Source organism: Yunchengibacter salinarum (assembly GCF_037658235.1).
Lineage (GTDB): Bacteria > Pseudomonadota > Alphaproteobacteria > Sphingomonadales > Kordiimonadaceae > Yunchengibacter > Yunchengibacter salinarum.
The window spans coordinates 118,500-145,421 of sequence record NZ_JBBJLN010000010.1; the positions used below are offsets into that span (position 1 = coordinate 118,500).

The following is a 26,922-nucleotide window of genomic DNA, read 5'->3' on the forward strand; positions in this document are numbered from 1 at the left end:
CGGGGCGAAGGGCGCGGCGCGCACCTACAGCATTCAGGACCTGAGCCGGGATTTCGGCGTTACGTCCCGCACTCTGCGCTATTATGAGGATCAGGGCCTGATCAGCCCGCGCCGGGACGGACAGACCCGCATCTATACCGCCACGGATCGGGCGCGCATCGCCTGGATACTGCGCGGCAAGCGGGTGGGGTTCTCCTTGAGCGAAATCGGCGACATGCTGGACCTTTATGACCTTGGCGACGGGCGCGAAACCCAGCGCAAGGTGACCATCGACAAGTGCCGCGAGCGTATCCGCGATCTGGAAGCCCAGCGGGACGACATCAACGCCACCATCAATGAGCTGTCGGGCTTCGTATCGCTTTTGAACAATCTGGTTTGGGATTCAGGGCAAGGCGGCTGGGTGGATGGCCGCACCGGCGAGCCCCGGTCCCGCATTCCATCGCCGGCCAGCCGGGTGATCCCGGACGGGCAGCAGGCTGGCGCCCCTTCCCCGGCCCCCGGCCCGGAAAGCCGCCCGGACACAGACACAGCCACAGCCACAGAAACCGATAAGGACTGAACGCCATGCCGAGCTATAAAGCACCCGTGAAAGACTTTCTCTATATCCTGAACGATGTGTTGGGGATCGAGAAATATTCCAACCTGCCGGGCTATAGCGATGCCTCCCCCGATCTGGTGAAGGCCATCCTGGAAGAAGCCGCCCGGTTCACCGAAAACGAACTGGCGCCGCTGAACCGCATCGGCGACACCCAGGGCTGTATCCGCCACGAAGACGGCAGCGTGACCACGCCGGACGGATTCAAGGAAGCCTTCGATAAATATGTGGAAGGCGGCTGGATGGGCCTGACGGCGGACGAAGCCTATGGCGGCCAGGGCCTGCCCCATGTGCTGGGCATGTGCCTTGAGGAAATGATGGTGTCGTCCAACATGGCCTTTGCCATGTATCCGGGCCTGACCCACGGGGCCAGCGCCGCCATCGCCATTGACGGCTCTGACGACCAGAAACAGACCTGGCTGCCGAAAATGGTGGAAGGCCGCTGGACCGGCACCATGAACCTGACCGAACCCCATTGCGGCACCGATCTGGGCATGTTGCGCACCAAGGCGGAACCGCAGGCGGACGGCACCTATGCCATTACCGGCACCAAGATCTTCATTTCCGCCGGCGAGCACGACATGGCGGAAAACATCGTGCATCTGGTTCTGGCCCGCACGCCCGATGCCCCGGCGGGCACCAAGGGCATTTCCATGTTCATCGTGCCCAAGTTCACGCTGAACGCGGATGGCTCCATCGGGGAGCGCAATGGCGTTTCCTGCGGCTCCATCGAGGAAAAGATGGGCATTCACGGCAACGCCACCTGCGTGATGAATTATGACGGCGCCACCGGCTATATGATCGGTGAGGAGAACAAGGGCCTGAATTCCATGTTCATCATGATGAACGCGGCCCGCATCGGGGTTGGCCTTCAGGGGCTCGGCATTTCCGAGGTGAGCTATCAGAACGCCGTGGACTATGCCAATGACCGCATTCAGGGCCGGGCGCTGACCGGGCCGAAGGCGGCGGACAAGCAGGCGGACCCGATCATCGTCCACCCGGATGTGCGGCGGATGCTGATGAACGCCAAGTCCTTCAACGAAGGGGCGCGGGCGCTGGCGCTGTGGTGCGCCCTGCTGGTGGACATGAGCCACAAATCGCAGACGGAGGAAGAGCGCCAGTGGGCCGACGACATGGTGAGCCTGATGACGCCGGTGCTCAAGGGCTTCTTCACCGACATGGCCTATGAAAACGCCACCAATGCCCAGCAGGTCTATGGCGGCCACGGCTATGTGAGCGAATGGGGCATGGAGCAGTTCGTGCGCGATGCCCGCATCGCCCAGATCTATGAAGGCACCAACGGCATTCAGGCGCTGGACCTGGTGGGCCGGAAGCTGGGCAAGAACGGCGGTCGTGCCGTGCAGGGCTTCTTCAAGCATATCGAGGACTTCATCAAGGAGCAGGCCGACGACGAGAAAATGACCGACTTCACCGGTCCGTTGAAAGATGCCCTGAAAGACCTGCAAGCCTGCACCATGTGGCTGATGCAGAACGCCATGACCAACCCGGACAATGCGGGCGCGGGCTCGGTCGCCTATATGCATCTGTTCGGCTATGTGGCCGTGGGCTTCATGTGGGCGAAACTGGCGCGCACCAGCCTGGATGCCCTTGAAAACGGCGCCGACAATAAAGATTTCCATGAGGCGAAGCTGAAAACCGGGCGCTATTTCATGCGCCGCCGCATGAGCCAGACCAAGAGCCTGCGCGCCGAGCTTGAGGCGGGCGCAGACGATGTGATGGCGCTGGACGCGGACCAGTTCCTGGTCGCCTGACAGCACGGGATGACAGGCCGGGCGGATACCGCCCGGCCCCGCACACATTGAGCGAACACCCAAGGCCCACTGGAGGGGAAACATCATGACCGACGCCTATATTTTCGATGCGGTGCGCACACCGCGCGGCAAGGGCCGCAAGGACGGCAAGCTTCACGAAATCACGCCCGTGCAACTGGCAACACAGGTTCTGCAATCGCTTCGGGACCGAAACGACCTAGACACCAGTGGCGTGGACGATGTGATTCTGGGCTGTGTCTCCCCCGTGGGTGAGCAGGGCGCGGACGTGGCCCGCACCGCCGTGATCAATGCCGATTATGCCGAAACCACGGCGGGCTATCAGCTCAACCGCTTCTGCGCCTCCGGCCTTGAGGCGGTGAACAATGCCGCCGCCAAGGTGATGAGCGGCGAGGCGGACCTGGCCATTGGCGGCGGCGTGGAAAGCATGTCCCGCGTGCCCATGGGGTCCGACGGCGGGGCGTGGCCCACCGATCCGTCCGTGGCCTTCAAATCCTATTTCGTGCCGCAGGGCATTTCCGCCGACCTGATCGCCACCAAATATGGCTATAGCCGCGACGATGCGGATGCCTATGCGGTGGAAAGCCAGAAGCGCGCCGCCCGCGCCTGGGAAGAGGGCCGCTTCAAGAACAGCGTGATCGCGGTAAAGGACGTGGCGGGCCTGACGGCACTGGACCATGACGAACACATGCGCCCGGAAGCGGACATGCAGTCGCTGGGCGCCCTGAAGCCCAGCTTCGCCCAGCTTGGCGACATCGGCTTCGACAATGTGGCGATCCAGAAATACCCGGAAGTGGAGCGCATCGACCACATCCACCATGCGGGCAATTCCTCCGGCATTGTGGACGGTGCCGCCGGTGTTCTGGTGGGCACGAAAGAAGCGGGCGAGCGGCTGGGCCTTACGCCCCGCGCGCGGCTGCGTTCCATGGCCTCCATCGGTTCCGAACCCACCATCATGCTGACCGGGCCGAGCCATGCCGCGGAAAAGGCGCTGAAACGGGCCGGCATGGACAAGTCGGACATCGACCTGTGGGAACTGAACGAGGCTTTCGCTTCCGTCGTCATGCGCTTCATGGACGTGCTGGGCATCGACCATGGCGACATCAATGTGAACGGCGGCGCCATCGCGATGGGTCACCCGCTGGGGGCCACCGGCGCCATGATCCTCGGCACCGTGCTGGACGAGCTTGAGCGGTCGAACAAGTCCACCGCGCTCACCACGCTGTGCATTGGCGGCGGCATGGGCACCGCCACCATCATCGAGCGCGTTTAAGGCCAGGCCGAGAGGGAGTTTGAACCATGACCGACACCATCAAGTTTGAAACGGACGACACCGGCATCGCCACGCTGACCATCGACCTGCCCGGCCAGTCCATGAACGTGATCAATGACCAGTTCATGAAGGATCTGGAATCCTGCGTGGACAAGGTGCTGGAAGACGACGCCATCAAGGGCGCCGTGATCACCAGCGGCAAGGACGGCTTCATGGCGGGGGCCGACCTGAACATGCTGGGCTCCGGCGACATGGCGAAAGCCGGGCCGGAAGAACAGTTTCAGGCCGCCTTCAACCTGAACCGCCTGCTGCGCAAGATCGAAACCGGCGGCAAGGACATCAAAACGCTTCAGAAAGAGGGCACCAAGCCCTTTGCCGCGGCGATCAACGGCCTTGCGCTCGGCGGCGGGCTGGAACTGACTCTGGCCTGCCATTACCGCGTGGTGGCAAACCATCCCAAACTGCAACTGGGCCTGCCGGAAAGCCAGGTGGGCCTGCTGCCCGGCGGCGGCGGCACCCAGCGCGTGCCAAGACTGGTGGGCATTCAGGCAGCCGCCCAGGCCATCACCACCGGCAAGCCGTGGGACCCGAACACGGCCAGGGGCCTCGGCCTTGTGGACGAGGTGGTGGACGCTGGCGACGTGCTGGCCAAGGCGAAGGAATGGGTCGGCAAGACCAAATCGGCCCTGGCCCCGTGGGACAAAAAGGGCTTCAAGTTCCCCGGCGGCGCCGGTGCCATGAACCCCAAGGCGGTGGAAACCTTCATCGGCGCCAATGCCATGGCCCAGAAGCAGACCTGGCACAATTATCCGGCCATTCAGTATGTGCTGTCCTGCCTGTATGAAGGCGGCATTGTGGATTTCGACACCGCCATTCGGATCGAGAGCAAATATTTCCTCAACCTGCTGCGCTCGCCGCAGACGCAGAACATGATCCGCTCGCTCTTCGTCAACAAACAGGCGGTGGAGAAGGGCTCGCTCCGCCCCAAGGGCCACGACAGGAAACAGATCAGGAAGCTGGGTATGCTGGGCGCGGGCCTGATGGGCGCCGGGATCGCCTATGTGTCCGCCAAGGCGGGCATGGACGTGGTGCTGCTGGACCAGAGCCAGGAAGGCGCCGACAAGGGCAAAGACTATTCCGTCAAGCTGGTGGAAAAAGACACCAAGCGCGGCAAGATGCCCAAGGACAAGGGCGAGGCCCTGCTGGGTCGCATCCACGCCACCACGGACTTCAACGATCTGAAGGACTGCGACCTGATCATCGAGGCCGTGTTCGAGGACGAGGACATCAAGGCCGACGTGACCAAAAAGGCGGAAGCGGTGATCGGCAAGGACGTGGTCTTTGCCTCCAACACCTCCACCCTGCCGATCACGGGGCTGGCGAAAAACTTCTCCCGCGAGAACCAGTTCATCGGCATCCACTTCTTCTCACCGGTGGAGAAAATGCCGCTGGTGGAAATCATCCTCGGCGAAAAGACGGACGATGCCACCCGCGCGCTGGCGCTGGATTATGTGAGCCAGATCAAGAAGACGCCCATCGTGGTCAATGACAGCCGCGGCTTCTTCACCAGCCGCTGCTTCGGCACCTATGTGCAGGAAGGCTATGCCATGGTGCAGGAAGGCATCAAACCGGCGCTCATCGAGAATGCCGGGCGGCTGGCCGGTATGCCCGTGGGCCCGCTCGCCGTGGGGGACGAGGTGGCGATCGACCTCAGCCACAAGGTGATGAAAGCCACGAAAAAGGCGTTGGGGGACCGGTACACCCCCTCCCCGGCGGATGATTTCGTGGAAAAAATGATGGAGCTGGAGCGCTATGGCCGCAAAAACGGCAAGGGCGCCTATGTGTACCCGGAAGACGGCGGCGCCAAATATCTCTGGCCCGATCTGGCGGAGCATTTCCCCGTGAAGGACGAACAGCCCGGCGTGCAGGAATTGCAGGACCGGATGCTGGTGCGCCAAAGCGTGGAAGCCGCCCGCTGCTTTGAGGAAGGCGTGCTGATCGACGCATCCAGCGGCGACATCGGCGCCATTTTCGGCATCGGCTTCCCGCCCTGGACCGGCGGCCCCTTCAGCTATATCGACACCATGGGCGTGGCCGAATTCGTGAAACTGGCCAAGCGGCTGGCCAAGGACTATGGCCCCCGCTTCGAGCCGCCCAAACTGCTGAGCGACATGGCCGACAAGGGCGAAACCTTCTACACGCCCGAAAAACCCCAGGGCCGCAAGGCCGCCTGACGGGCAAGACCCTCACAGGAAAAAGACACCAACCCCACCGCTTCCGGGCGGTGGGGTTTTTTGTTAGAGAGACTCTCTTCGATTGATAAATCCAATAAGCCTGTCTTTAAGATCGGCACTGATGTTCGATATTCTCGCGGCGTTTATCAAGTCAATATCATCCACTTCATCTTTGAAATTTCTGGAATATTTAAATAAACTTCCCACATATGCCTTTATATAAAGTATATCATAATAATATTCAAAAATTTGATTCTCTGTAATGAGTTTATTTGAGTACATTTCATTCGTAATAAACAAATCTTTTATTCTAGAGTTTTGTATCTGTGAACGATATATGATATTTTGAATTCTTTCTCTAACTAGTTTTTCTCTATGGTCCTGATCATCTAAAAACTCAAAAAAATGTGCAAGAGGCTCAAAATATGGCATCGCATATTCATTAAATGTTACTTCATTGACACTACCCTCAATGTTTCTCAAATCAATTCTATTAAGCGCATCAATGCACGTTTTAATATAAATATCTATTTCAGACAGGTGATGAGGAAGCCTCAAACGCAGCGCTTCTTTTTTTCTCTCTCGATCCCTGTTTTTTCTTTCTTGTTCGATATGAGTTGAAAACAAAACAAACCCACCGGCCACCAAGGCAAGAACCCCAGCGTTGAATGACTGCCACTCACGCCAAACCGCAAGCAAATAAGTCCACGATCCACCTCCTTTCCAAACAGGAAAGGCAACCATCGACACAAAGTATGTCCCCATCAAAAAAATTAATATGACTTTATAGGGTTTCATTTTCTCTCCTTTATATATCGTCAATATACAACAACAGACATTTCAGTCTAAGTTTTTCATATTTTTTCAAAATTTGGGTTAATAAGAGGATTTTGAAGATGATGGAAGGCAGATTCATTGCTGACCCAAAATACCCTTGCCGCTGCCGCCCACGCCCCTGCCATCCACGATTTGCTATGGAATCTGCGCCCGCGCCATATCTGTCAGTGTCAAACACCCTTGACACATCCTTTCCTCCCCGATATGTAAAGCACACTTGTCCTGTAAAGGAAAGTTGACACGGGCGCCATGCCGGCCGGAAAGGGAAAACACATGTGGGATATGTCATTGCCGGATCGGTTCGCGCCGCTGGCGCTGGTGGCGATCAGTTGGGTCTCGGTGGGGGTGGCGGTGGCCACCGGGGGCACGGGCGCGGTGCTCGCGCTGTGCATGATGGCGGCGGCGGTGGTCACCGATCTGGCCGTCCGCCTGGCTCCACGCGGCGGCGCCCGCCCCCTCCCGTCGCCAGAACATCACAGGTCCGATCATCAACGGCCCGATCACGACAGCACGAAAAAGGAAACGGCATGACACACTCCCTCATCACCCGGTGCACCGCCGCGCGGAAGCGGGAACTGCTGCACAGCCTGGGCATCATCGCCTCGGCCCTCGCCTTTGCGGGCAGCATCCGTCTCAGTGACACCCTGATCGGCGACGGGGCGGTGCTGACCGTCGCCACCCTTGCCATCGCCCTGATCCCGGCTTTGCCGCTGGCGGCGTGGATCGCGGTGTACCGCGCCCACCTCACCGGGCTGGACGAACTGCAACAAATGCTGGAATACCGCGCGCTGGAGGTGGCCGCCGGGGCGATCTTCTTCGGCACGGCGCTGTGGGGCGCGGTGCAGGAAGTGCTGCCGGTGGCGGAACTGCCGCTGGCCATGGTGGCGCCGCTGGGCGCGGTGGCCTATGCCCTCAGCCGTGTTGCGCTTGGGTGGGTGTATAAATGAAGAACACCTTGTCGGACCTGCGCGCCGGGCAGGGATGGAGCCAGCGCCATCTGGCGGATCTGGCGGGGGTTTCCCGCCAGACCATCAATGCACTGGAAAAGGGCAAATATGACCCCAGCCTGCCGCTTGCCTTTCGGCTGGCAGGCATATTCCAGTGCCGGATCGAAGACCTGTTCCAGCCGGACGATGCCTGACCGGACGGCGGTTTTTGCCCCGCCCGGTTCGGCACGGCTTGCAGCGATGGGCTGTGCGGCCTAGCCTTGTGACCATGCAGCCAGCAACACAAGGACCGGCCTTATGCGTCTGATCGCCCTTCCCGCCAGCCTGACGGCCCTTTTGATGGCTCTGTCGCTCGCCGCCCCGGCGGCGGGCGCACAGCAAACCCCGCTTGGCTTTTATGCCGCGCTTGATTTCCATGTGAGCCCGGACAAGGCAAAAAAGCACCTGTCCGCCGCCACCTGGCAGCGGATACGCAACAGCGGGGACAAGCCCTTGCAAAAACTCACCTTCTGGCTCAATCCGGGGCTTGAGGTAAAGTCCGCCAAGGGCGACAAGGGGATGCCGCTGGGCTTTGACAATGGCCGCGGCGAAACGCCGGGCGGTCTGCCGGTCACCATGATCACCCTGCATCTGGACCCGGCGCTGGAAGCCGGAAGCATCATGGAAGTGCAGCTTTCCTATGCGGGCGAAGTGATCCTGACCGGCCCGCAGGCCGACGGGCCGGGCTTCACGGTCAAGCCGGTGGACCTGATCGCCCCCATGGCCACCAATGCCACCGGGATCGAGGCCGCGCCGGAGGTCAACCGCACGCTCAACATCTATCTGCCCGCACCCTACACGCCGGACATGGCCGCCATGGCCCCCTGGAAGCAGACCGGCAGCAGCGAGCGCGGCGACGGCAAGACCGATTACAGTCTGGCGAGCAGAGGCAAGGCCGGCCCCATGCGGCTGGTGATCAAATAAGGAGGTCCCTTGGATTTACGCATTGACCAAAGCCTGCCCGACGCGGGCGTGGAAGTGAATCTGGGCATCGTGCTCTATGACGTGACCGTGGCACCGGCGGATGCCGGGCTCAACACCACACTGGACGAGGCGATCATCCTGCGGCGGGAGGAACTGGCCGGGCACGCCGCCTCTTCGGACGGGGTGATCGCCGCCATGCGCGGTGCCTTCAAGGCCTGCGGCAAGGACCCCGCCCGCTATCGCCCGTCCAGCGAATCGCTCACCCGCCGGGTCATCAATGGCAAGGACCTGGCCCGCATCAACAATGTGGTGGATTGCGGCACCGTCGTCTCGCTGATGACGGGCCTGCCCGTGGGCTGCTATGATGCGGAAAAGCTCACGGGCAATCTGGTGCTGCGCGTGGCCGGACAAGACGAAAGCTATGACGGGCTGGGCCGCGGGCCGGTCAATCTGGCAGGGCTGCCGGTGCTGGCGGATGAGGCCGGGCCGTTCGGCAGCCCGTTTTCCGACAGCACCCGCACCGCCGTGACGGAAACGACGCAACAGGTGCTGTTCGTGCTGTACGGGCTGGACATCACCGCCGAACAGGTGGATTCCGCCGGGCAGATGGCGGATACCCTGATCCGGCATTTCTGCACCGACGAAGACCTGGAGGCGATGGACACCCCGTCGCCCGCCAACGAACCCTGAGCCCCGACGGGCCACAAATTGCGGAGAGAACGCCGTGGATTTCAGCACCCTGACCGTGGAACGCAAGGACAGCGTGGCCCATGTGTCCCTGAACCGGCCCGACACGCTCAATGCCTTCAACGGCCAGATGTTCAATGACCTGTGGGAAGTGTTCTCCCACTTCGCCGACGATACGGGCCTGCGGGCCGTGGTGCTGTCCGGCCAGGGCAAGCATTTCACCAGCGGGCTGGACCTGAAAGACAATGCGGGCCTGTTCAATCAGGAAGGGGACCCCGCCCGCGTCCGGGAAAAGTTCCACCGCCATATAAAATGGCTGCAAAAGGTGATGGACCTGATCGACGAATGCCCGGTGCCCACCATCGCCGCCGTGCACGGCGCCTGCATCGGCGCGGGCGTGGACCTGATCGCCGCCTGCGACATGCGCCTTGCCACGGAAAACGCCTGGTTTTCCATTCAGGAAGTAAACGTGGCCATCGTGGCCGATCTGGGCACGCTGCAACGCGCCCCCCATATCCTGCCGCAGGGCATTTTGCGGGAACTGGCCTATACGGGCCGCAAGTTCCCGGTGAAGGAGGCCGCCCGCTATGGCTTCGTCAATGGCGTGCTGGATGATCAGGCCACGCTGAAACAGGCCGCGTTCGACCTGGCGGACGAGATCGCCGCCAAAAGCCCGCTGGCCGTGCGCGGCACCAAGCGGGTGCTGAACCATGCCCGCGACAACAGCATCCGGGACGGGCTGGACTATGTGGCCGCCTGGAACAGCGGCATGTTGATCGGCGAAGATTTGATGAAGGCCGCGGGCGCGGCGCTGTCAAAAGGCAGCGTCAGCTTTGACGACCTGCTCGACAATGACGAGTAAGGCGCCATGGCCGTGCGCGTGAAAATCTGCGGCATCACCCGCGCCGGGGATGCCCGCCTGGCCGCAAGCCTGGGGGCCGATTTCCTGGGCTTTATCCATTTCGCCCCGTCGCCACGCCATCTGGATCTGGCGGCCGCCCGCGCGCTGGCGCCCTCCCTGCCCACGGGGCCGGAACGGGTGGGCGTGTTCGTGGATGCCCCATATGACACCATCGCATCCATGGTGGACGCACTGGACCTGGACTGGGTGCAGCTTCACGGCAGCGAATCCCCTTTGGGCGCGGCGCGCATCCGCGACGGGCTGGGTGTGCGCGTGATCAAGGCATTCGGCATTGCCGGGCCGGATGATTTCGCGCCGGTGGCCGACTATGCCCCCATGGTGGATGCCTACCTGTTCGATGCCAAGCCGCGGGCGGGCGATGCGCTTCCCGGCGGCAATGCCCGCAGCTTTTCATGGTCCCTGCTGCACGATCGCCACTTCGACCGCCCCTGGCTTCTGGCGGGCGGCCTGAATGGTGACAATGCGGCCCGCGCCGTGCAGGAAAGCGGCGCGGCGGCGCTGGACATTTCCAGCGGCGTGGAGGTGCGCGGCGGCGTGAAGGACCCGGACAGGCTGACCCGCTTTTTGAGCCTGGCGCGGCAGCTTGACACAGCGGAAAACACCACCCCTTGACCCGTCGCCCGCGCCATCCATGGTCACGGGCTTAACAAGCGCCATCGTCTGGCGTATAAGCGGGCCACGCGGCCATCGCCGGAACCGGCGGGGATCAGAAGGACAGAGCCATGACAGCCGACCAGACACCCAACAGCTTCACGCTCGGACCAGACGAAAAAGGCCATTTCGGCGCCTATGGCGGGCGCTATGTGTCCGAAACGCTGATGCCGCTGGTCACCCATGTGGAGCGGGAATACCGCGCCGCCATGGACGACCCCGCCTTTCTTGCGGAGCTGGATAGCTTCCACCGCGATTTCGTGGGCCGCCCCAGCCCGCTGTATTATGCCGAGCGGCTGACCGAAGCGCTGGGCGGCGCGAAAATCTTTTTCAAGCGGGAAGAGCTGAACCATACCGGCGCCCACAAGATCAACCACGCCATCGGCCAGATTCTGCTGGCGCGCCGCATGGGCAAGACCCGCATTATCGCGGAAACCGGCGCCGGGCAGCACGGCGTGGCCACCGCCACCGTGGCGGCCCGCTTCGGCATGAAATGCACCATTTTCATGGGCCAGACGGACATGGAGCGCCAGCGCCCCAATGTGTTCCGAATGCGCCTGCTGGGCGCGCATGTGGAGCCGGTGACCAGCGGTTCCGCCACCCTGAAGGACGCCATGAACGAAGCCCTCAGGGACTGGGTGACCAATGTGGACAACACCTTCTACATCATCGGCACGGTGGCCGGGCCGCACCCCTATCCGATGATGGTGCGCGATTTTCAAAGCGTGATTGGCCGGGAAACCCGGCAACAGATGCTGGACCGGGAAGGCCGCCTGCCGGACAGCCTGATCGCCTGCGTGGGCGGCGGGTCCAACGCGCTGGGCCTGTTCCACCCCTTCCTGGACGAGCCGGACGTGCGCTGCATCGCGGTGGAAGCCGCCGGGCACGGCGTAACCACGGACAAGCACGCCGCCTCCATCAGCGGCGGCAGCCCCGGCGTGCTGCACGGCAACAAGACCTATCTGCTGCAAAACACCGACGGCCAGATCACCGAGGCCCATTCCATTTCCGCCGGTCTGGACTATCCCGGCATCGGCCCGGAACATGTGTGGCTGCATGAGGCGGGCCGCGTTGAATACGCAGCCGTAACGGACGACGAGGCGCTGGAAGCCTTCCAGATGTGTGCCCGGCTTGAAGGCATCATTCCCGCCCTGGAAACCGCCCATGCCATCGCCCAGATCAAGAAGCTCGCCCCCACCCTGCCGAAGGACCATCTGATGGTGCTCAATCTGTCTGGCCGGGGGGACAAGGATATTTTCACGGTGGCCGACGCGCTCGGCGCCCACATCAATTAACCGGATACAGTTGCTTATGTCCCGTCTGGACGCCAGATTTCGCGCGCTCAAGGCCGAAAACCGCGCCGCCTTCATCCCCTTCATCACCGCGGGCGACCCGTCGCACGCGGTATCGCTGGACATCCTCAAGCGCCTGCCCGCCGCGGGCGCGGACATCATCGAACTGGGTATGCCCTTCACCGATCCCAGCGCCGACGGCCCCGCCATCGACAAGGCGGGCCAGCGCGCCCTGAAGGGCGGCGCCTGCATGGCCCGCACGCTGGATCTGGTGCGCGGGCTGCGGGCCGAGGATGACGCCACGCCGCTGATCCTGATGGGCTATGCCAATCCGATTCTGGCGTACGGCGAAGACGCCTTCGTGGCCGATGCGGCAAAAGCGGGCGTGGATGGCCTGATCCTGGTGGACCTGCCGCCGGAGGAAGACGAGTCCCTGCGCGAAAAGGCGAAGGCGTCGGGCATCGCCATCATCCGGCTGGCCACGCCCACCACGGATTCCGCGCGCCTGCCGGTGGTGCTGGAAGGCGCCAGCGGCTTCCTGTATTATGTGGCGGTGGCTGGTGTTACCGGCGGCAAGTCGGCGGCGGCGGGCACGGTGGAACAGGCGGTGGCGGATATCCGCCGCCACAGCGACCTGCCGGTGGCCGTGGGCTTCGGCATCCGCACGCCCGATCAGGCGGCGGAAATCGCCCGCGTGGCGGACGGCGCCGTGGTCGGCTCCGCCATTGTCAGCCGCATTGCGGACGGTCTTGATGAAACAGGCGCGGCGGGGCCGGGGTTGGCGGACGATGTGGCCGCCTTCGTGGCGGACCTGGCGGCGGGTGTCCACGGCGCGCGCGGCTAGAAGCGCCGGAGCGAACAAGGGGCGCCAGAGCGAACAATAAGGGGAAACGGCCATGAGCTGGCTGACACGCTATGTAAAACCGGGCCTTCGCAAGGTGCTCAACCGGCGCGACACACCGGACCATCTCTGGCACAAATGCGGCCAGTGCGGGCAGATGATCTTCCTCAAGGAATTCGTCGCCAACGCCCATGTGTGCGCCCATTGCGGCTTCCATGACCGGATGCCCCCGGACCAGCGGCTGGCCACCCTGATGGACGAAGGCAGCATGACATTGCTGGACATGCCCGCCGTGAAAGCGGACCCGCTGAAATTCCGCGACACCAAGCGCTATACGGATCGGCTCAAGGCGGCCAGGGCCAAGACCGGCGATCAGGACGCCATCAAGGCTGCGGACGGGCGCATTGGCGGCCAGCGCGCCGTGCTGGTGGTGCAGAACTTCTTCTTCATGGGCGGGTCCATGGGCATGGCCGTGGGCGAAGGCATCATCGCGGCGGCGCGCCACGCCATCAAGGTGCGCGCGCCGCTGGTGATCGTCACCGCGTCGGGCGGCGCCCGGATGCAGGAAGGGATTCTGTCCCTGATGCAGATGCCGCGCACCACCGCCGCCTTGCAGATGCTGCGGGAAGAGGGGCTGCCCTATATCACCGTTCTGACCGACCCCACATCGGGCGGGGTGTCCGCATCCTATGCCATGCTGGGGGATGTGCAGATCGCCGAACCGGGCGCCATGATCGCCTTTTCCGGCCCCCGCGTGATCGAACAGACCATCCATGAAAAACTGCCGGACGGCTTTCAGACCGCGGAATATCTGCTGGAGCACGGCATGGTGGACATGGTGGTGCATCGCCATGAAATGAAGGCCCGGCTGGCCACCCTGCTCGGCCTGATGATGGGGGGCGACCGGCCCCGCCTCGCCGCGGAATGAGCGGCAGCGTGCCAGCCGCCCCGCCGGCCCATGATGCCATTCTCAGGCGCCTTCTGGGCCTGCATCCCAAGACCATCGACCTGTCGCTGGACCGGATGTGGCGCTTGCTGAGTGCGCTGGACAATCCGCAGGACAGGCTGCCCCCCGTGGTGCATGTGGCGGGCACCAATGGCAAGGGATCGACCATCGCGGCGCTCCGCGCCATGGCGGAGGCGGCGGGCCTGCGCGTGCATGTCTATACCAGCCCCCATCTGGTGCGCTTCAATGAACGCATCCGCCTGGCAGGCACCCTGATCGACGATGGCGCGCTCAGCCACCTTCTGGCGCGGGTGGAAGCGGCCAATGACGGCGCCCCCATCACCTTTTTCGAAATCACCACCGCCGCCGCGCTGCTGGCCTTTTCGGAAACGCCCGCGGATCTCTGCCTGCTGGAAGTGGGGCTTGGCGGGCGGCTGGATGCCACCAATGTGGTCGCCCGGCCCCGTGCCTGCGCCATCACCCCGGTCAGCTTCGACCATCAGGCCTTTCTGGGCGATACCATCACCGCCATAGCGCGGGAGAAGGCCGGCATCCTGCGGGAGAACGTGCCCGCCGTCATCGGACCGCAACTGAGCGAAGGCGGCAAAACGATCCGCCGGGCGATCCGGGACATGGGCGCCCGCCCCTTTCTGTTCAAGGAAGACTGGCTGACCCGCCCCACGGCGGACGGGCGCGGCTTCATCTATGAAGACGACGGCATCAGCCTGACCCTGCCCCTGCCCGCGCTGGTGGGTGTGCACCAGATTCACAATGCCGGCCTTGCCATCGCCCTGGCCCGGCAGAAAGGCATGGTGCGCATCCCCGAATCCGCCGCGCTGGCGGGCATGGGCTGGCTGCGCTGGCCCGCCCGGCTCCAGAACCTGACCGACAGCCCGCTGATCCGCCACCTGCCCACGGGCGCCGAACTGTATCTGGACGGCGGGCACAACCCGTCCGCCGCACAGGTGCTCAAGGCTTTTCTGCGCGGTGTGGAACCGGTGGACCGGCCCATCATCCTGATATTGGGCATGATGGCCAACAAGGACGCCAGGGCCTATCTGGCCCCGTTCAAGGGGCAGGTGCGGCAGGTGATTACCGTGCCCATCCCCGACGAGCAAGGCGCCGCCAGCCCGGCGGACCTGGCCGCCACCGCCAGCGATCTGGGCTTCCAAAGCGCCGTGGCCGCCCATGTGCAGGGCGCACTGGAACGCATCCGAAACGAACATGGCGGCGACGTACCGCCCTTCGTTCTGGTGGCGGGCTCCCTGTATCTGGCAGGCCATGTGCTGAAAGCGGCGGATCGGGCTGTGGTGTAATATCGCGGCCCGGCCTTGTTTCCGCTCACGCAAGCGTGCTGCGCACGCGCTCCGCGAGGGCGCCGCACTTGCGGCGGGCCACGGTCGTGGCCTCCGCTCATCCAGCAAAATGCGGGATGGCGGTAGGGGCAACGCCGGTGTAGGTGGGGAACGATTTGTTTACCGCTCACGCCTTGGCCGCAAGGGCGGCCCGGCTCCACGGGGGCGCCGCACTTGCGGCGGGGCGCGGTCGCGCCCGTCGGATAGGTCGGTGTTTGGCGCGGGGCAGGCCCGGTAAAGGCAACGCCGGTGTGGGTGGGTTCTACGAAAAAGCCCCGCCCGGCGGGACCGGGCGGGGCTTGAAGCGCTGCAAGGCAGGGGGCCTTACATATTGTCTTCGAGCCATTTGGCCATCTGGGCCTTGGGCTGGGCGCCCATCTTGGTGGCCTTGTTTTCCCCGTCCTTGAACAGGATCATGGTGGGGATGGAGCGCACGCCGAACTTGCCGGGGGTTTCCGGGTTCTGGTCAATGTCCATCTTGGCGATCACGATGTCGTCCCGTTCATTGGAGATTTCCTCCAGAACCGGGCCGATCATCTTGCACGGGCCGCACCACTGCGCCCAGAAATCCAGCAGAACCGGTTTGTCATTCTTGAGCACGTCCTGCTCGAAGCTGTCGTCGGTTACGGTGATTGTTGCCATTGTCTTTTCCAAATCCGTCTTTGTCGGGGCTGATAGGGCTTTCACTCAGGGCCGACCCGGCCCGACAATCCTGAGGGCCGACCTCTCGCGCGCCCATAACGTATGGTCGGCCCCCCGCAGGGTCAAGGCATGTCACGTATCGGTGATGGCCGGGCGGGGCGACGGCTTCAGTCAAAGGCCGGCAATGCGCCGTCCAGCAGGGGGGCGGGCAGCCACATCAAACGGGCGGTGTGGGTCCACAACAGCCCCGCATGAACCGCCCGGCCCGGATACACCGCCTGAAGCGCGGCACGATAAAACGCCATCTGGCGCAGATAGGCCGGGGCCACATTTTCCACCGCATCGGGCGGCGGGCGGTTGGTCTTGTAATCCACCACCCAGACGGCATCATCCCGCACCGCCAGCCGGTCCACCTGGCCGGAAACCGGCGTGCCGTGCACCAGCCCCGCCACCGGCACCTCGGCGCGGCTGCCGGGGCCGAACAGATGGGCGGCATCGGGCAGGCCGAAAAGCCGTTCCAGTTCCCGCCACACGGCGTCCCGCTCGCTTTCCGGCATGTCCGGCGCCTGACGGGCCAGCGCCGACCGGGCCAGCGCCGCGCGGCTGTCCGGCGGGCTGTCCGGCAACCATTCCAGCAGGCCATGCAGCAGTACGCCGCGCCGATAGCGTATGTCCTCCCCGCCGCGGCTGAGCGGCGACAGCACCGGCGGATCATCGTCCCCGCCGGGGCGGGACGGGGTCAGCGGTCGGGCGGGCCGGGGTTCGGTCGGCGCGGCGGCGTGCACCCATGCCGGCATGGGCGGCGCTGGGGGCGCGGCCTCCTCCCCGATCCGCTCCGGGCTCACCGGGTGGGTCTGAGGCACATCATAGCGCCGAATACTGCGCCCGCCGGGGCCGTCCACCTCCGTCACCCGGTCATCCAGCCGCTCCATGCCCGCTTCCAGCAGGCGGTACCAGCAGTCGTCCGGCACGGCGGGCTTCTGCCCTTCCCAACCCATCAGGATCAATTCGTCCTCGGCACGGGTCAGCGCCACATACAGCAGCCGCTGATATTCGAACAGGCGGTGCTGCCGGGCCTCCTCCCGCGCGCTGTCCACCGCTTCGATGCCCCGCCCTTCCCGTGTCCAGACCGGCACGGGTGGGCCTGATAAGTGGGGCGCAAGGGGCAGTATTTCAGTGGCGGTATCGTGATGCGGCAGGCTGGTCAGATCGGTCAGGAACACCACCGGCGCCTGAAGGCCCTTGGCGGCATGAACCGTCATCACCCGCACCCGGTCCCCCGCGGCTTCCATGTCGCGCTTGATTTCGGCGCCGCTCATGGTCATGCGGTGCAGAAAGCCCTGAAGGCTGGCGGGTTCGCCTTGCTCGAAAGCCTGGGCTTGAAACAGGAATTCGTCCACCGCCTCGGCGCTGTCTTCCCCCAGCCGCGCCGCCAGCCGCCGACGCCCGCCGAGCGGCCCCAGCACATGGCTGTAGAAAGCCAGCGGGCTCAGCCGATCCGCCACCGACAGCACCGTTTCCAGAAAATCCCGCGCGGGGCCAAGCGCCGCATCGCCGCGCACCGCCGACCACAGGCTGCCGGAACGGCCATAGGCCAGGCGGAACAATGTGGCTTCGTCCACGCCCACAAAGGGGCCTTTCAACACCTCGGCACAGGCCAGGTCATCATCGCTCTGCAAGGCGAACCGCCCCAGCGCCATCAGGTCGGCCACCGGCAGTTCCTGCGTCAGCACCATGCGGTCCCGACCCGCCACCGGCACGCCGTGCTGTTTCAGCCCGCGCACCAGATGATCCACAAAGGGGCCACGGCGGCGCACCAGCACCATGATATCGCCGGGGCGCACCGGCCTGCCCCGCGCTTCCAGCGGACGCGCTTCCCGCAACATGGCGGCGATTTCATCCGCCATCAGCCGGGCCGTGCGCTCCATCACATCCATCATGCGTTCCTGGCTGAGCGGCGCGGCCCAGGCATCCTCGTCCTCTTCGGGTTGTGCCGGGCGCGGCGCTTCCAGCGGCCACAGTGACACCCTGCCCGCCGCGCCGGTGCGGGTCACGGCATGGTTCACCGCCTCCTCACTGCCAAGGGTCAGGCCATAGCCCGCGGGCCCTTCCGCATCGAATACCGCGTCCACAAAGCCCAGCACCGCCGCGCCGGATCGGAAAGACAGCGACAGCGGCAGCCGTTCCGCCGCGCACCGGGCACCGCGCGCCCTGCGGAACACCCGCTCCCCCGCTTGCATGAAATGGGTCGGGTCCGCTTTCTGGAAGGAAAAGATGCTCTGCTTCACATCGCCCACGGCAAACACCGTGCGCACCGCGTCGGATGCGCCTTCCCCGGCGAAAAACTCGGCCACCAGCGCTTCCACCACGGTCCATTGATCCGGGTTGGTATCCTGCGCCTCGTCCACCAGAATATGATCCAGCGCGCCATCCAGCTTGAACAGCACCCAGGGGGCCAGGTCCGCCATATCCAGCAGGCCCACGGCGTGGCCGATCATGTCGTCGAAATCCAGCACCCCGCGCGTGGCCTTTTCCCGGTCATAGCCGGCCAGTTGCGCCACACCCAGCCGGATCAGCGCCGCGCTGGCATCGGCCACCGCAAGGCGGCGCTGGCGATCCACCAGCCGCATCAGGCGGGCCTGTTCGCCCTCGATCAGGTCGGCCAGATCGTCGCGCCCGGTCAGCACGCCCTTGGTGGCCACGGTTTTGCGCGGCCCGCCTTCCCTGATCAGGAAAACCGTTCGGTAAACCTCAAAGGCGGCGGAGCGCTCCGCGTCTCCGGCGCTCAGAAAGGCGTGCAGGTCCGCCGCCTTCTGCTGATCGGTCTTGCTGCCCGTGGCCATGGCATCGGCCAGTGCCTGTATTCCGGCCCGGTCAAAGGCGCCCTCGGCCATGGCCGCCGCTTCCAGCCCGTCGGGGGTGTCGCCCTGATCCACGTCCAGCGCCCGATAGACCGCCGCGATCACGCCGGTTTCATTGCCATAGGCGCGCAGGGCGCCGTTCAGCAGCCCGCGATGAAAGGACAGGGCGCCGATCACCCGGTCGAAGTCCTGCTCCGTCACCATTCCGGCCAGGCGATCCAGCGCCGCCTTGAGCGGGGCGCCCGCCGGGGTGCGGGTGGCCATCAGAACACGGTCCCGCGCCTCGGCCATGACACGGTCGGCCTCGGCTTCCTCCATGGCCTGAAAACCCGGCGCAATGCCCGCTTCCAGCGGGAAACGCGCCAATAGCGACTGGCAAAAGCTGTGAAAGGTCTGGATACGCAGGCCGCCGGGCAGGTCCAGCACATGGGCGAAAAGCTGGCGGGCACGGGCCAGCATGGTGTCGTCGGCATCCTCCTGCGTGCGGCGGCGCAATTCGGCCCTGAGCGTATCCGTGGCCATCACTGTCCAGCCGCCCAGTTCCTGAAAAATACGGCTTTTCATCTCCGCCGCCGCCGCCTTGGTGAAGGTAAGGCACAGAATATTTTCCGGCGGCGTGCCGGTCAGCATCAGACGCAACACCCGCGCCGTCAGCACATGGGTCTTGCCGGTCCCGGCGCTGGCCCCCACCCAGGCGGTCAGATCCGGGTCGGTGGCGCGGGCCTGAAGCTCGGTCATTCGGGGGCGCGCTTCCACATGCGCGGGGGTCAGGTCATGGGCATGGGTCATCGCCGCCCTCCTCGTCGATCAGGGTCTGCCATTCCAGCACCCGCGCCAGCAGATCATAATCGCCATACCCCTTCATGTGGGGCCGGGGGTTGGACAGATAGGGCGTTTCCGCGATCATGAAGCGACGTACCAGCCGCACCAGCCCCTCCGCCGAGCGGGCGATCAGGTCGCCGGGGTCTTTCACCGGCTCCTTTTCGCTCTGAACCGTGCGCCCGCCCTTCAGTTCCCAATAGATCAGATGCGCCACCGGGGCGGCGGGCAGGTCGGTGAAGGCGCCCTGCTCCGCCAGCCAGCCTTCCAGCGGCAATTGCGGGGCATAGCCCGCCTCCATTTCCCGCCTTGTGGCGGAACCGCCGGTCTTGTAGTCGATCACGATCAGTTCGCCGGTCTCCCGGATGCGGTCGATGCGATCCGCCTTGGCCTTAAGGCGCACATCGGTGCCGGGAATGTCCCGCTCGGCCCAGCCTTCGATCAAGGCGGTTTCGATCGCCGCCCGGCGGGCCGCCTCGTTTTCCACGAACCATTCGGCCACCCGGCGGAAACGCGGCCACCAGAAGGCATAAACGGTGGGCTGGGTCAGGACCGGGCGGAACGCCTCCTCGCCAATGGCAAGCAACCGATCCAGCCCCGGCTGGCCGAACACCGGGCCGTCCTCCTTCAGGAACCGTTCCAGCGCATCATGCAGCATGGTGCCGCGCCGGGCGGGGTTGGGCGGCTCGTCCAGCCCGTCCAACGGCCTGAGGCCCAGAATCTTGTCCGCATACAGGGCGTATGGGTCTTTCATCAGGGTCTGCACCTGCGTCACCGACAGGGTGGCGGGCCGGGCGGCCACCGGGGGCGTGGGCCGTGGCGGCGCCACCGGGCGCACCGCATCGGGCCGATCCTGCGCCGCCGCCCAGGCGGCATAGCGCCGGGCCTGCGGCAGGGCACGCCCGGCCAGCGCCTCGATACGGAACAGCCAGCGGCTCGCCACGGTGGGGCTGCCATCCACCTTTTCCGAACGGGTCAGCAACACCTGCCCCTGGGCGCAGGCGGTCAGGAAATCATGCGCCGCCTGCCCCACGCCCCGATCCAGTGGCGGCAGGCCGAAATCGGCGCGCATCTGGCGGTTCATCCAGGGGTCCGTGGTGTCGTCCATCGGCCAGGTGCCTTCGTTCAGACCGCCCAGAATCATCAGGTCCGCCCGTTGCAGGCGCGCTTCCAGCGTGCCCCAGATGAACAGCCTCGGATGGCGCTTCCACACCGGGCGCACCACACCATCCGCCAGCATGGCATCCACAAGCGCCGGGTATCCCGCCCGGTCCACCGTGCCCATGTCCGCGGTTTCCGACATCAGGTCGGCCATCAGCGCGGCCAGCGTCTCGCCCGCTTCATGCCGCCACAGCCGCTCCGCGCCCGTCTCCCCATCCGTGGCGGCCAATGCCTCGGCCACCCTGACATGGGCGGCCAGCGCCGGAGCCACCGGGCCGCCATCGTCCGGCAGGGCTTCCACAAGGGGGAAAAACACATCCCGCAAACGGGCGATCCGGTCCTGATCCCCGGCGCCCAAAGCGGGTTGACCGCGCCGATCCGGCTGCCGCGCACGGGCAAGAATACCGTCAAGGCCCGCTTCTGGCCGGGGGCCACGCAACACCAGCCGGTCAAGCCGCCGCACAAAGGCATGGAAGCGGCCCCGATCCTCGCCAAATGCCACCAGCGGATGCTGTAGCAGGGCGAGCACGGGCACCGGCGCGAAACCGCTTCCCACCGCCTCGGCGATCAGGCCCAGCAGGCGGCCCGGCAGGCTGGCCGCCACCGGCTCGCCGCCGCTGTCATCCACGGTGATGTCATAGCGTTCCAGCGCCAGCCGGGTCAGGCGGGCCAACAGCCGGTCGGGGGTGACCAGCGCCGCGGTGCGGCCCGGCGTTTCCAGCGCTTCCCGCATGGCGAGCGCGATTGCCTCCGCCTCCTCCCGCGGATTGGCGGCCACCAGTTTTTCCACGCCCGCGAACAGGGTTTCGGTGGGGGCGCTGCGATAAGGCGCATCCTGCCAGGCATCGGTAACACTGGCAGGCGCCAGCGCTTCCCGCAGCAGGGCAGGGCGCGGCGCGGGCTGTGACGGGGGGCCGTCTTCCGGCTCCGGCAGGGGGCGCACATCCTGTCGCCGGGCGGCGATGCGGTCCATCAACCGCGCCATCACATAATGGGGGTGGGTGGGCTCCAGCGCGTCCCAGGCCGCGTCGCTCATCCGCGGGTCGAAACCGGGCAGCACCACGCGGCCTTTGGGCAGGCGCGCCACCACGCCCAGCAATTCGGCGGTGGATTTCAGCGTTCCCGTGGACCCGGCGGCGATCACCGGCCCGTCCGGCGGCGTTTCGGCCCACACATCGGCCACCAGGCGGATCAGCCGGTCGCGCCGGGCGGCGGGGTTCATCATGCCCTGTGCCGCCAGTATGCGGGGCCAGGTCTCCGCCACGATCCGCAGGAACTGCAAGGTGATGTCCCAGTGCCCGGCCAGGTTTTCCGGCACCAGATCCCGCAGGCCGTCAAAATCCAGCCCGGCGGAATCCACATCATCCATCAGCCGGGCCAATTCCCCGGCCAGCCGCCAGCTTCCGGCGGCGGACGGCCTGTCCCCCGCGCCGTGCAGCGGGCTGGCGTGCATGATCTGCCGCGTGAGCAGGGCGCGGCGGCGCACATCCGGCATGGCGGGGGGCAGATCGGCCAGCACACGGGCGGCATCGGGGTTCCGGGCCAGACCCGCCAGCGGGCCGGCGCCAGCCTCCCCCGCCGGCAGATCGCCAATGGGCACCATATGGGGCAGCAATGCGGGCCGCCCCCCGGCCTGTTGCAAAAAGGCTTCCCTGAGGCCCAGCACCGCCCGACGGTTGGGGACCAGCACGGTCATGGCCGCCAGTGCCATCGGGTCGCCGCCCGCCTCCCACCACAGGCGGGCGGCCAGCGTGGGCAGAAAGGCCCGATCCGGGGCGATGCTGTAAAGCGCCGGGGTGCCGCGATAGGCGCGCAGGGCCTGACCGTCCGCCTCGCCCCCGTTCGGATCGCGCTTGCCTGCATTACCCCCGTTCATGCCGCCCCCATGGCATCCGCCCGATCAGCCGGGTCGTCGGTTGCCAGCGCGGCTTCCGCCGCGGCCAGCGCATCGGGCGTGCCCACATGCATCCAGTCACCGTCCAGACACAGACCGTACAGGCGCCCGGCCTGTGCCGCCGCCTCGAACAGCAGGCGGTTGGACCAGGGATCACGGGGCCGGCCCCGGTAAAGCGCGGTATCGACCCGTTGCAGACCGGTGAACACATAAGGCGCTTCCGCCGCAGAGCCGCGCGGGGTCAGGGGCCGGGCCACCGCCGGGTCCAGCCCGTGGGGGGCGAAAAAGTCACCGGCGCCGTCATGGCCGATGGCCGCCGTGCGGGGCACCAGAAGCAGCAGCACATCCATCACCATTGGGTCGAAGGCCGCTTTCAGCGCGGCCAGCGCGGGGGCCGCGCCCGGTCTTTCCCGCCACAGGGCATCGCCATTGACCAGCGTGACCGGCCCTTCCGACAAGAGCGGCAGGGCCTGCACCACGCCGCCGCCCGTATCCATCAGCCGCGCCCGCTCGTCGGACAGAATCACCTGCCCGGCCCGGATTCGCTCTGCCAGATGGGTTTGCAGGCGATCCGCCTTGTGGTGGCAATTGACCACCACGGGCACCTGCTGCGCCGCCATCAGCCGGGCCAGCGCCCGATCGATCAAGGGGCGCCCGCGCACCGGAACAAGCGGCTTCGGCATTTCCCGGCCCAGCGCCTGCATACGCCGCCCGAAGCCCGCGGCGAACAGCATGGCACGCCCGCGCCGCTGATCTTCCGCCCGCGCGCCTTCAGACATCGCCACAAAGCACCATATGTTTCGGTTTCATAACGAAATACCCTTACCAGTCGGCGAGACGGTGCGCCCATGCGGGCCCGCCATACAATGTGGCTTGGCGCGCCGATGTCGCCTGATCCGCCGCTGTTTCCAGATGCACCAACAGGCCCTGATCCACCCAGTCCTGCGGCAGACGATCCGGCCATTCAATGAAAAAGATCGCGCTGTCCCGGTCTTCCTCCAGCCCCAGATCGGCCACCGCGTCGGAGCTGTCCAGCCGGTAGAGGTCACAGTGGATAAGCAGGGTGCCATCGGCGGCGGTATAGCCCTGCACCAGGGTGAAGGTGGGGCTGGGCACCGCCAGCGCCGGATCACCGGCCAGCTTCCTGAGCGCGGCACGGGCAAAGCTGGATTTTCCCGCGCCCAGATCGCCCGCCAGCAGCACCACATCACCGGGCGCCAGATGATCGGCCAGCCAACCGGCATAGACCCCCAGAGCCGCCTCATCGGCCAGGCTGTCACGGCGCAGCGGGATCATCACACCGTCTCCGGGGCGGCTTTTTCCAGCTTTTTCGGGCGCGCGGGCAGCCGCATCCTGATCGCAAGCCCCGCCGTGTCCACCGGCTCCAGCAGCATGGTGCCGCCGTGCAGGTTCACAATACTGCGCACCAGCGCCAGATCGATGCCGGTGCTGCGCCGCCCTTCCGGCGTGCCGCCCACTTCCAGCACGGCGATCAGGCGGTCCCGCTCCCGCAGGGTCAGGCCACCTTGAAGATTGCTCAGCCGCACATCCACATAGTCTCCCTGCTCCGCCGATTCCACGCTCAGGACAATCTCACTGTCCGGCTGTCCCAGTGGCAGCATGGCGGCGATCATGTTCACCATCGCCTGCCGCAGGCGCCGGCTGTCCCCTTCAAGGGGCGGGTCTACCCTTGGCGTTTCCACCCGGATTCTAAGGCCCGCGCGGCTCACCCGGTCAGCGGTCAGGCGTGCCGCTTCCGCCACCAGCGCGCTGGGCGAGACCCGATCCAGATCCAGCGTCATATTGCCGGATTCGATCACCGCCAGATCCAGCACATCGGAAATCATGCGCTGCAACTGGCTGGCGGAGGCGATGATGTCCCGCACATAGTCCGCCTGCTGATCGTTCAATGACCCGAACAGGCGTTGATCCAGCAATTCGGCAAAGCCCAGAATCGAATTGAGCGGCGTGCGCAATTCATAGGACATATTGGTGATGAACTGAGAGCGCAGGCGATCCGCCGCTTCCAGCGCGCGGGACCGTTCACGGAGCGCCTGCTCGATTCGGAAACTGTCGGTAATGTCGATCTGGGTCAGCAGGGTGCCGCCATCGGGCAGCGGCACCAGCGAATAATCCACCACCTGATTGCCCCCCGCATACCAGCGCCCGTTGCGCGGCGCGCGGTTGGCCACCCAGTCCGGCAAACCCTGAACGAAGATGTCGTTTTCGCCAAGACGGCTGAGGCGGGGGGCCAAAGCGTCCACCAGGCTGCCCACATGGGGGTCGCCGCTCAGGGTTTCCCGCCCCAGATGCCACAAATCGGCAAAGGCCGGGTTGCTCAGCCGCAGGCGGCCATCCATACCGAACACCGCCACGCCTTCGCGCATGTTTTCCAGCGTTTCGCGCTGAACCGCGATCAGCGTATTGACGCTCTGTTCCAGGGCGAGGCGGTCGGTCACATCCTCGAAAATCAGCAACAGGCCCCCCAGCGGGTGCGGCTGGCTCACCACCCGGAAAGTGGACCCGTCCGGCAGGTGCCAAAGGGTTTCCTCCGGCTCGATCAGGCGGGTGTACTGGTCCAGTATTTCGGCTTTCCATGCCTGAAAATCGGCCTGTTCCGGCAGGCGACGGCGTTCCCGCATGGCTTCCAGCAAGTCGCCATGATCCGGCTCGCCGTCCAGCCAGTCTTCCGGCAGGTCGGTCAGTCGCCGGAAAGCGCCATTATAGAAACGCAACTGGCGCCGGGGACCGAAAATGGCCACCGGCGTGCGCAGCCGGTCCAGCGTTTCCCCGTGACTTTCCAGCACGCGGGACAGTTCGCCCAGCGCCGTTTCCTCCCCGGTCACATCCAGCGCGACGCCCAGCACTCGCCGCTCATCGAACGGCACATGAATCACGGTGAAAGCCCGGCGGTTGCCGGAAACAACGGCATATTGCCGTTCCCGCGCGGGCGCCCCGCTCTCGAAGGCGGAGCGCGCCGAATCCACCGGGGCGTGGCGGAACAGCTCCACCTGATCGCGCAAGACCTGCTCGTCGCTTTCCCCCTCCACCGCCGTTACATAGGTCTGGTTCACCTCCATCAGTGAAAGCGACCGGTCCCGCAGCCAGATCGGCGTCGGCAGGGCGTTGAGCACCCCCACCAGATCATCCAGCCGCTGTTCGATGGCCATGGTGGCGTCCTGCCCGCCGCGTGGGGCGCCGCGCCGGTCCTGACGGAACCAGGCCACGGCGGCGGGCCAGTCGGGATCGGCATGATCCAGCGGTTGCACATCCATGAACAGGCTTTCGCCGCCCACGCCCGACTTGATCATCAGCGGGCGGGTGCCGCGCCGTTCGCCCGCCAGATGCTGGTGCAGCATCTCCACCACCTCTTCCGGCAGCCCGCCACCGCCCATGCGGCCCTGCACCAGATGGTCCAGATCGGGCGGGTCGTCAGGCAGTCCCAGCAGGCGACGGGTAACGGCAGGCGCCTGCACCGCGCCGGTCTGCCACAGCCACAGGGGGGCGCGCGGATCGCTTTCGAGAAGGGTGTCGAACAGGGCGGCCAGGTCCGCCAGGCGCTTGTTGGTTCTGGACAGACGCGCCGCGCGCATCAGGGCGGCCAGCGTCAACGCGACCCACACGGCGCCCGCAAGCGCCATCGCAATCCACAGGGCCGGGGTCGCCACTTCACTGTCCATGCCGGGCCTCGCTCCACCGGACACTGGGGCCGGGCCGCCTCTGCGGCCCGGCGCCCACGTCATCCTTCAAGACCTAGCCGGACAGCCACCGCCCGCGCAAGGGGCAAGCCACGCACGCAGCGGGAACGCCCGCGCCCGGCACGGCGGCGGCCCCGGATCAGCGGGCGCCGAACTCGCTCTTCAGCAGGTCCACCAGGTCGGTGCGCTCCCACGAGAAGGCGCCGTCACCGGCGGGGGTACGGCCAAAGTGGCCATAAGCCGCAGTGCGGGCATAGATCGGACGGTTGAGGCCCAGATGCTGGCGAATGCCACGAGGCCGCAGATCCACCGCACCGCGCAACACGCGCGCCAACTGGTGCGTGTCCACCTGTGCCCCATCGCCCAGATTGATGTAAAGCGCCAGCGGTTCGGACACGCCGATGGCATAGGCGAGCTGGATGGTGCATTTGTCCGACAGGCCCGCCGCCACCACATTCTTGGCCAGATACCGCGCCGCATAAGCCGCGGATCGGTCCACCTTGGTGGGGTCCTT

General features: G+C 65.5%; 22 protein-coding genes and 1 pseudogene. 15 read left to right on the forward strand and 8 right to left on the reverse strand.

Annotation, left to right across the window (positions count from 1 at the left end; translation table 11 throughout):
* Positions 1-31: 31 nt before the first annotated feature.
* From WGH93_RS12060 to WGH93_RS12075, 4 genes and pseudogenes are all read left to right on the forward strand, one after another.
* Positions 32-364 (forward strand): annotated as a pseudogene (locus tag WGH93_RS12060) (MerR family transcriptional regulator); the annotation flags it as partial.
* A gap of 200 nt (positions 365-564) precedes the next feature.
* A complete protein-coding gene (locus tag WGH93_RS12065) occupies positions 565-2,367 on the forward strand; it encodes an acyl-CoA dehydrogenase C-terminal domain-containing protein (protein ID WP_374765142.1) in 1,803 nt (600 codons plus the stop codon).
* An 85-nt stretch (positions 2,368-2,452) separates the two neighbouring features.
* Entirely contained in the window at positions 2,453-3,658 is a 1,206-nt protein-coding gene (locus WGH93_RS12070) for an acetyl-CoA C-acetyltransferase (protein ID WP_374765143.1), read from the forward strand.
* Between the two features lie 26 nt (positions 3,659-3,684).
* Positions 3,685-5,892, forward strand: a complete 2,208-nt coding sequence (locus WGH93_RS12075) for a 3-hydroxyacyl-CoA dehydrogenase NAD-binding domain-containing protein (RefSeq protein ID WP_374765144.1) — start codon at positions 3,685-3,687, stop codon at positions 5,890-5,892.
* Positions 5,893-5,955: 63 nt separating this feature from the next.
* On the opposite strand, the gene WGH93_RS12080 is transcribed toward WGH93_RS12075, so the two are convergent.
* Positions 5,956-6,690 carry a hypothetical protein gene (locus tag WGH93_RS12080; protein WP_374765145.1) on the reverse strand — a complete coding sequence of 245 codons (735 nt, stop codon included), beginning with the start codon at positions 6,688-6,690 and terminating at the stop codon, positions 5,956-5,958.
* 312 nt (positions 6,691-7,002) lie between these two features.
* On the opposite strand from WGH93_RS12080, the gene WGH93_RS12085 reads away from it, so the two are divergent.
* The 11 genes from WGH93_RS12085 to WGH93_RS12135 all read left to right on the forward strand — a co-directional run bounded on the left by WGH93_RS12085 (position 7,003) and on the right by WGH93_RS12135 (position 15,294).
* The gene (locus WGH93_RS12085) at positions 7,003-7,260 is read left to right on the forward strand and encodes a hypothetical protein (protein WP_374765146.1); all 258 of its coding nucleotides are present in this window, start codon (positions 7,003-7,005) and stop codon (positions 7,258-7,260) included.
* Complete coding sequence (locus WGH93_RS12090) at positions 7,257-7,676, forward strand: hypothetical protein (RefSeq protein ID WP_374765147.1); 420 nt, start codon at positions 7,257-7,259, stop codon at positions 7,674-7,676. The genes WGH93_RS12085 and WGH93_RS12090 overlap by 4 nt, the downstream gene beginning before the upstream one ends.
* Positions 7,673-7,870, forward strand: coding sequence for a helix-turn-helix transcriptional regulator (locus WGH93_RS12095; protein ID WP_374765148.1), 198 nt, complete (start codon positions 7,673-7,675; stop codon positions 7,868-7,870). Before WGH93_RS12090 ends, WGH93_RS12095 begins: the two co-directional genes overlap by 4 nt.
* Before the next feature lie 103 nt (positions 7,871-7,973).
* Entirely contained in the window at positions 7,974-8,639 is a 666-nt protein-coding gene (locus WGH93_RS12100) for a hypothetical protein (RefSeq protein ID WP_374765149.1), read from the forward strand.
* 9 nt (positions 8,640-8,648) lie between these two features.
* Positions 8,649-9,329 carry a B3/B4 domain-containing protein gene (locus WGH93_RS12105; RefSeq protein ID WP_374765150.1) on the forward strand — a complete coding sequence of 227 codons (681 nt, stop codon included), beginning with the start codon at positions 8,649-8,651 and terminating at the stop codon, positions 9,327-9,329.
* Positions 9,330-9,363: 34 nt separating this feature from the next.
* On the forward strand, positions 9,364-10,188 hold the full coding sequence (locus WGH93_RS12110) for a crotonase/enoyl-CoA hydratase family protein (RefSeq protein ID WP_374765151.1): 825 nt from the start codon (positions 9,364-9,366) through the stop codon (positions 10,186-10,188).
* 12 nt (positions 10,189-10,200) lie between these two features.
* Complete coding sequence (locus tag WGH93_RS12115) at positions 10,201-10,860, forward strand: phosphoribosylanthranilate isomerase (protein WP_374765152.1); 660 nt, start codon at positions 10,201-10,203, stop codon at positions 10,858-10,860.
* Between the two features lie 110 nt (positions 10,861-10,970).
* Positions 10,971-12,194 carry a tryptophan synthase subunit beta gene (gene trpB, locus WGH93_RS12120; protein WP_374765153.1) on the forward strand — a complete coding sequence of 408 codons (1,224 nt, stop codon included), beginning with the start codon at positions 10,971-10,973 and terminating at the stop codon, positions 12,192-12,194.
* A gap of 16 nt (positions 12,195-12,210) precedes the next feature.
* Positions 12,211-13,035: a tryptophan synthase subunit alpha gene (trpA, locus tag WGH93_RS12125; protein ID WP_374765154.1), complete on the forward strand. Its 825-nt coding sequence runs from the start codon at positions 12,211-12,213 to the stop codon at positions 13,033-13,035.
* 52 nt (positions 13,036-13,087) lie between these two features.
* A complete protein-coding gene (accD, locus tag WGH93_RS12130; protein WP_374765155.1) occupies positions 13,088-13,960 on the forward strand; it encodes an acetyl-CoA carboxylase, carboxyltransferase subunit beta in 873 nt (290 codons plus the stop codon).
* An 8-nt stretch (positions 13,961-13,968) separates the two neighbouring features.
* Entirely contained in the window at positions 13,969-15,294 is a 1,326-nt protein-coding gene (locus WGH93_RS12135) for a bifunctional folylpolyglutamate synthase/dihydrofolate synthase (protein WP_374765156.1), read from the forward strand.
* A 363-nt stretch (positions 15,295-15,657) separates the two neighbouring features.
* On the opposite strand, the gene trxA is transcribed toward WGH93_RS12135, so the two are convergent.
* The 7 genes from trxA to WGH93_RS12170 form a co-directional block, all read right to left on the reverse strand.
* Positions 15,658-15,987 (reverse strand): thioredoxin, encoded by a 330-nt coding sequence (gene trxA, locus WGH93_RS12140; protein ID WP_374765157.1) that lies wholly within the window; start codon positions 15,985-15,987, stop codon positions 15,658-15,660.
* 155 nt (positions 15,988-16,142) lie between these two features.
* On the reverse strand, positions 16,143-19,625 hold the full coding sequence (gene addA, locus WGH93_RS12145) for a double-strand break repair helicase AddA (protein ID WP_374765158.1): 3,483 nt from the start codon (positions 19,623-19,625) through the stop codon (positions 16,143-16,145).
* Positions 19,609-22,692, reverse strand: coding sequence for a double-strand break repair protein AddB (gene addB / locus WGH93_RS12150; RefSeq protein ID WP_374765159.1), 3,084 nt, complete (start codon positions 22,690-22,692; stop codon positions 19,609-19,611). Before addB ends, addA begins: the two co-directional genes overlap by 17 nt.
* Positions 22,689-23,489, reverse strand: coding sequence for a nucleotidyltransferase family protein (locus WGH93_RS12155; protein WP_374765168.1), 801 nt, complete (start codon positions 23,487-23,489; stop codon positions 22,689-22,691). Before WGH93_RS12155 ends, addB begins: the two co-directional genes overlap by 4 nt.
* Positions 23,490-23,532: 43 nt before the next feature.
* Complete coding sequence (tsaE, locus tag WGH93_RS12160) at positions 23,533-24,006, reverse strand: tRNA (adenosine(37)-N6)-threonylcarbamoyltransferase complex ATPase subunit type 1 TsaE (RefSeq protein ID WP_374765160.1); 474 nt, start codon at positions 24,004-24,006, stop codon at positions 23,533-23,535.
* Positions 24,006-26,390 carry a sensor histidine kinase gene (locus WGH93_RS12165; protein WP_374765161.1) on the reverse strand — a complete coding sequence of 795 codons (2,385 nt, stop codon included), beginning with the start codon at positions 26,388-26,390 and terminating at the stop codon, positions 24,006-24,008. The genes tsaE and WGH93_RS12165 overlap by 1 nt, the downstream gene beginning before the upstream one ends.
* A 157-nt stretch (positions 26,391-26,547) precedes the next feature.
* Positions 26,548-26,922 (reverse strand): methionine adenosyltransferase domain-containing protein (locus tag WGH93_RS12170; protein WP_374765162.1); only part of this gene is annotated, 375 nt, incomplete at its 5' end.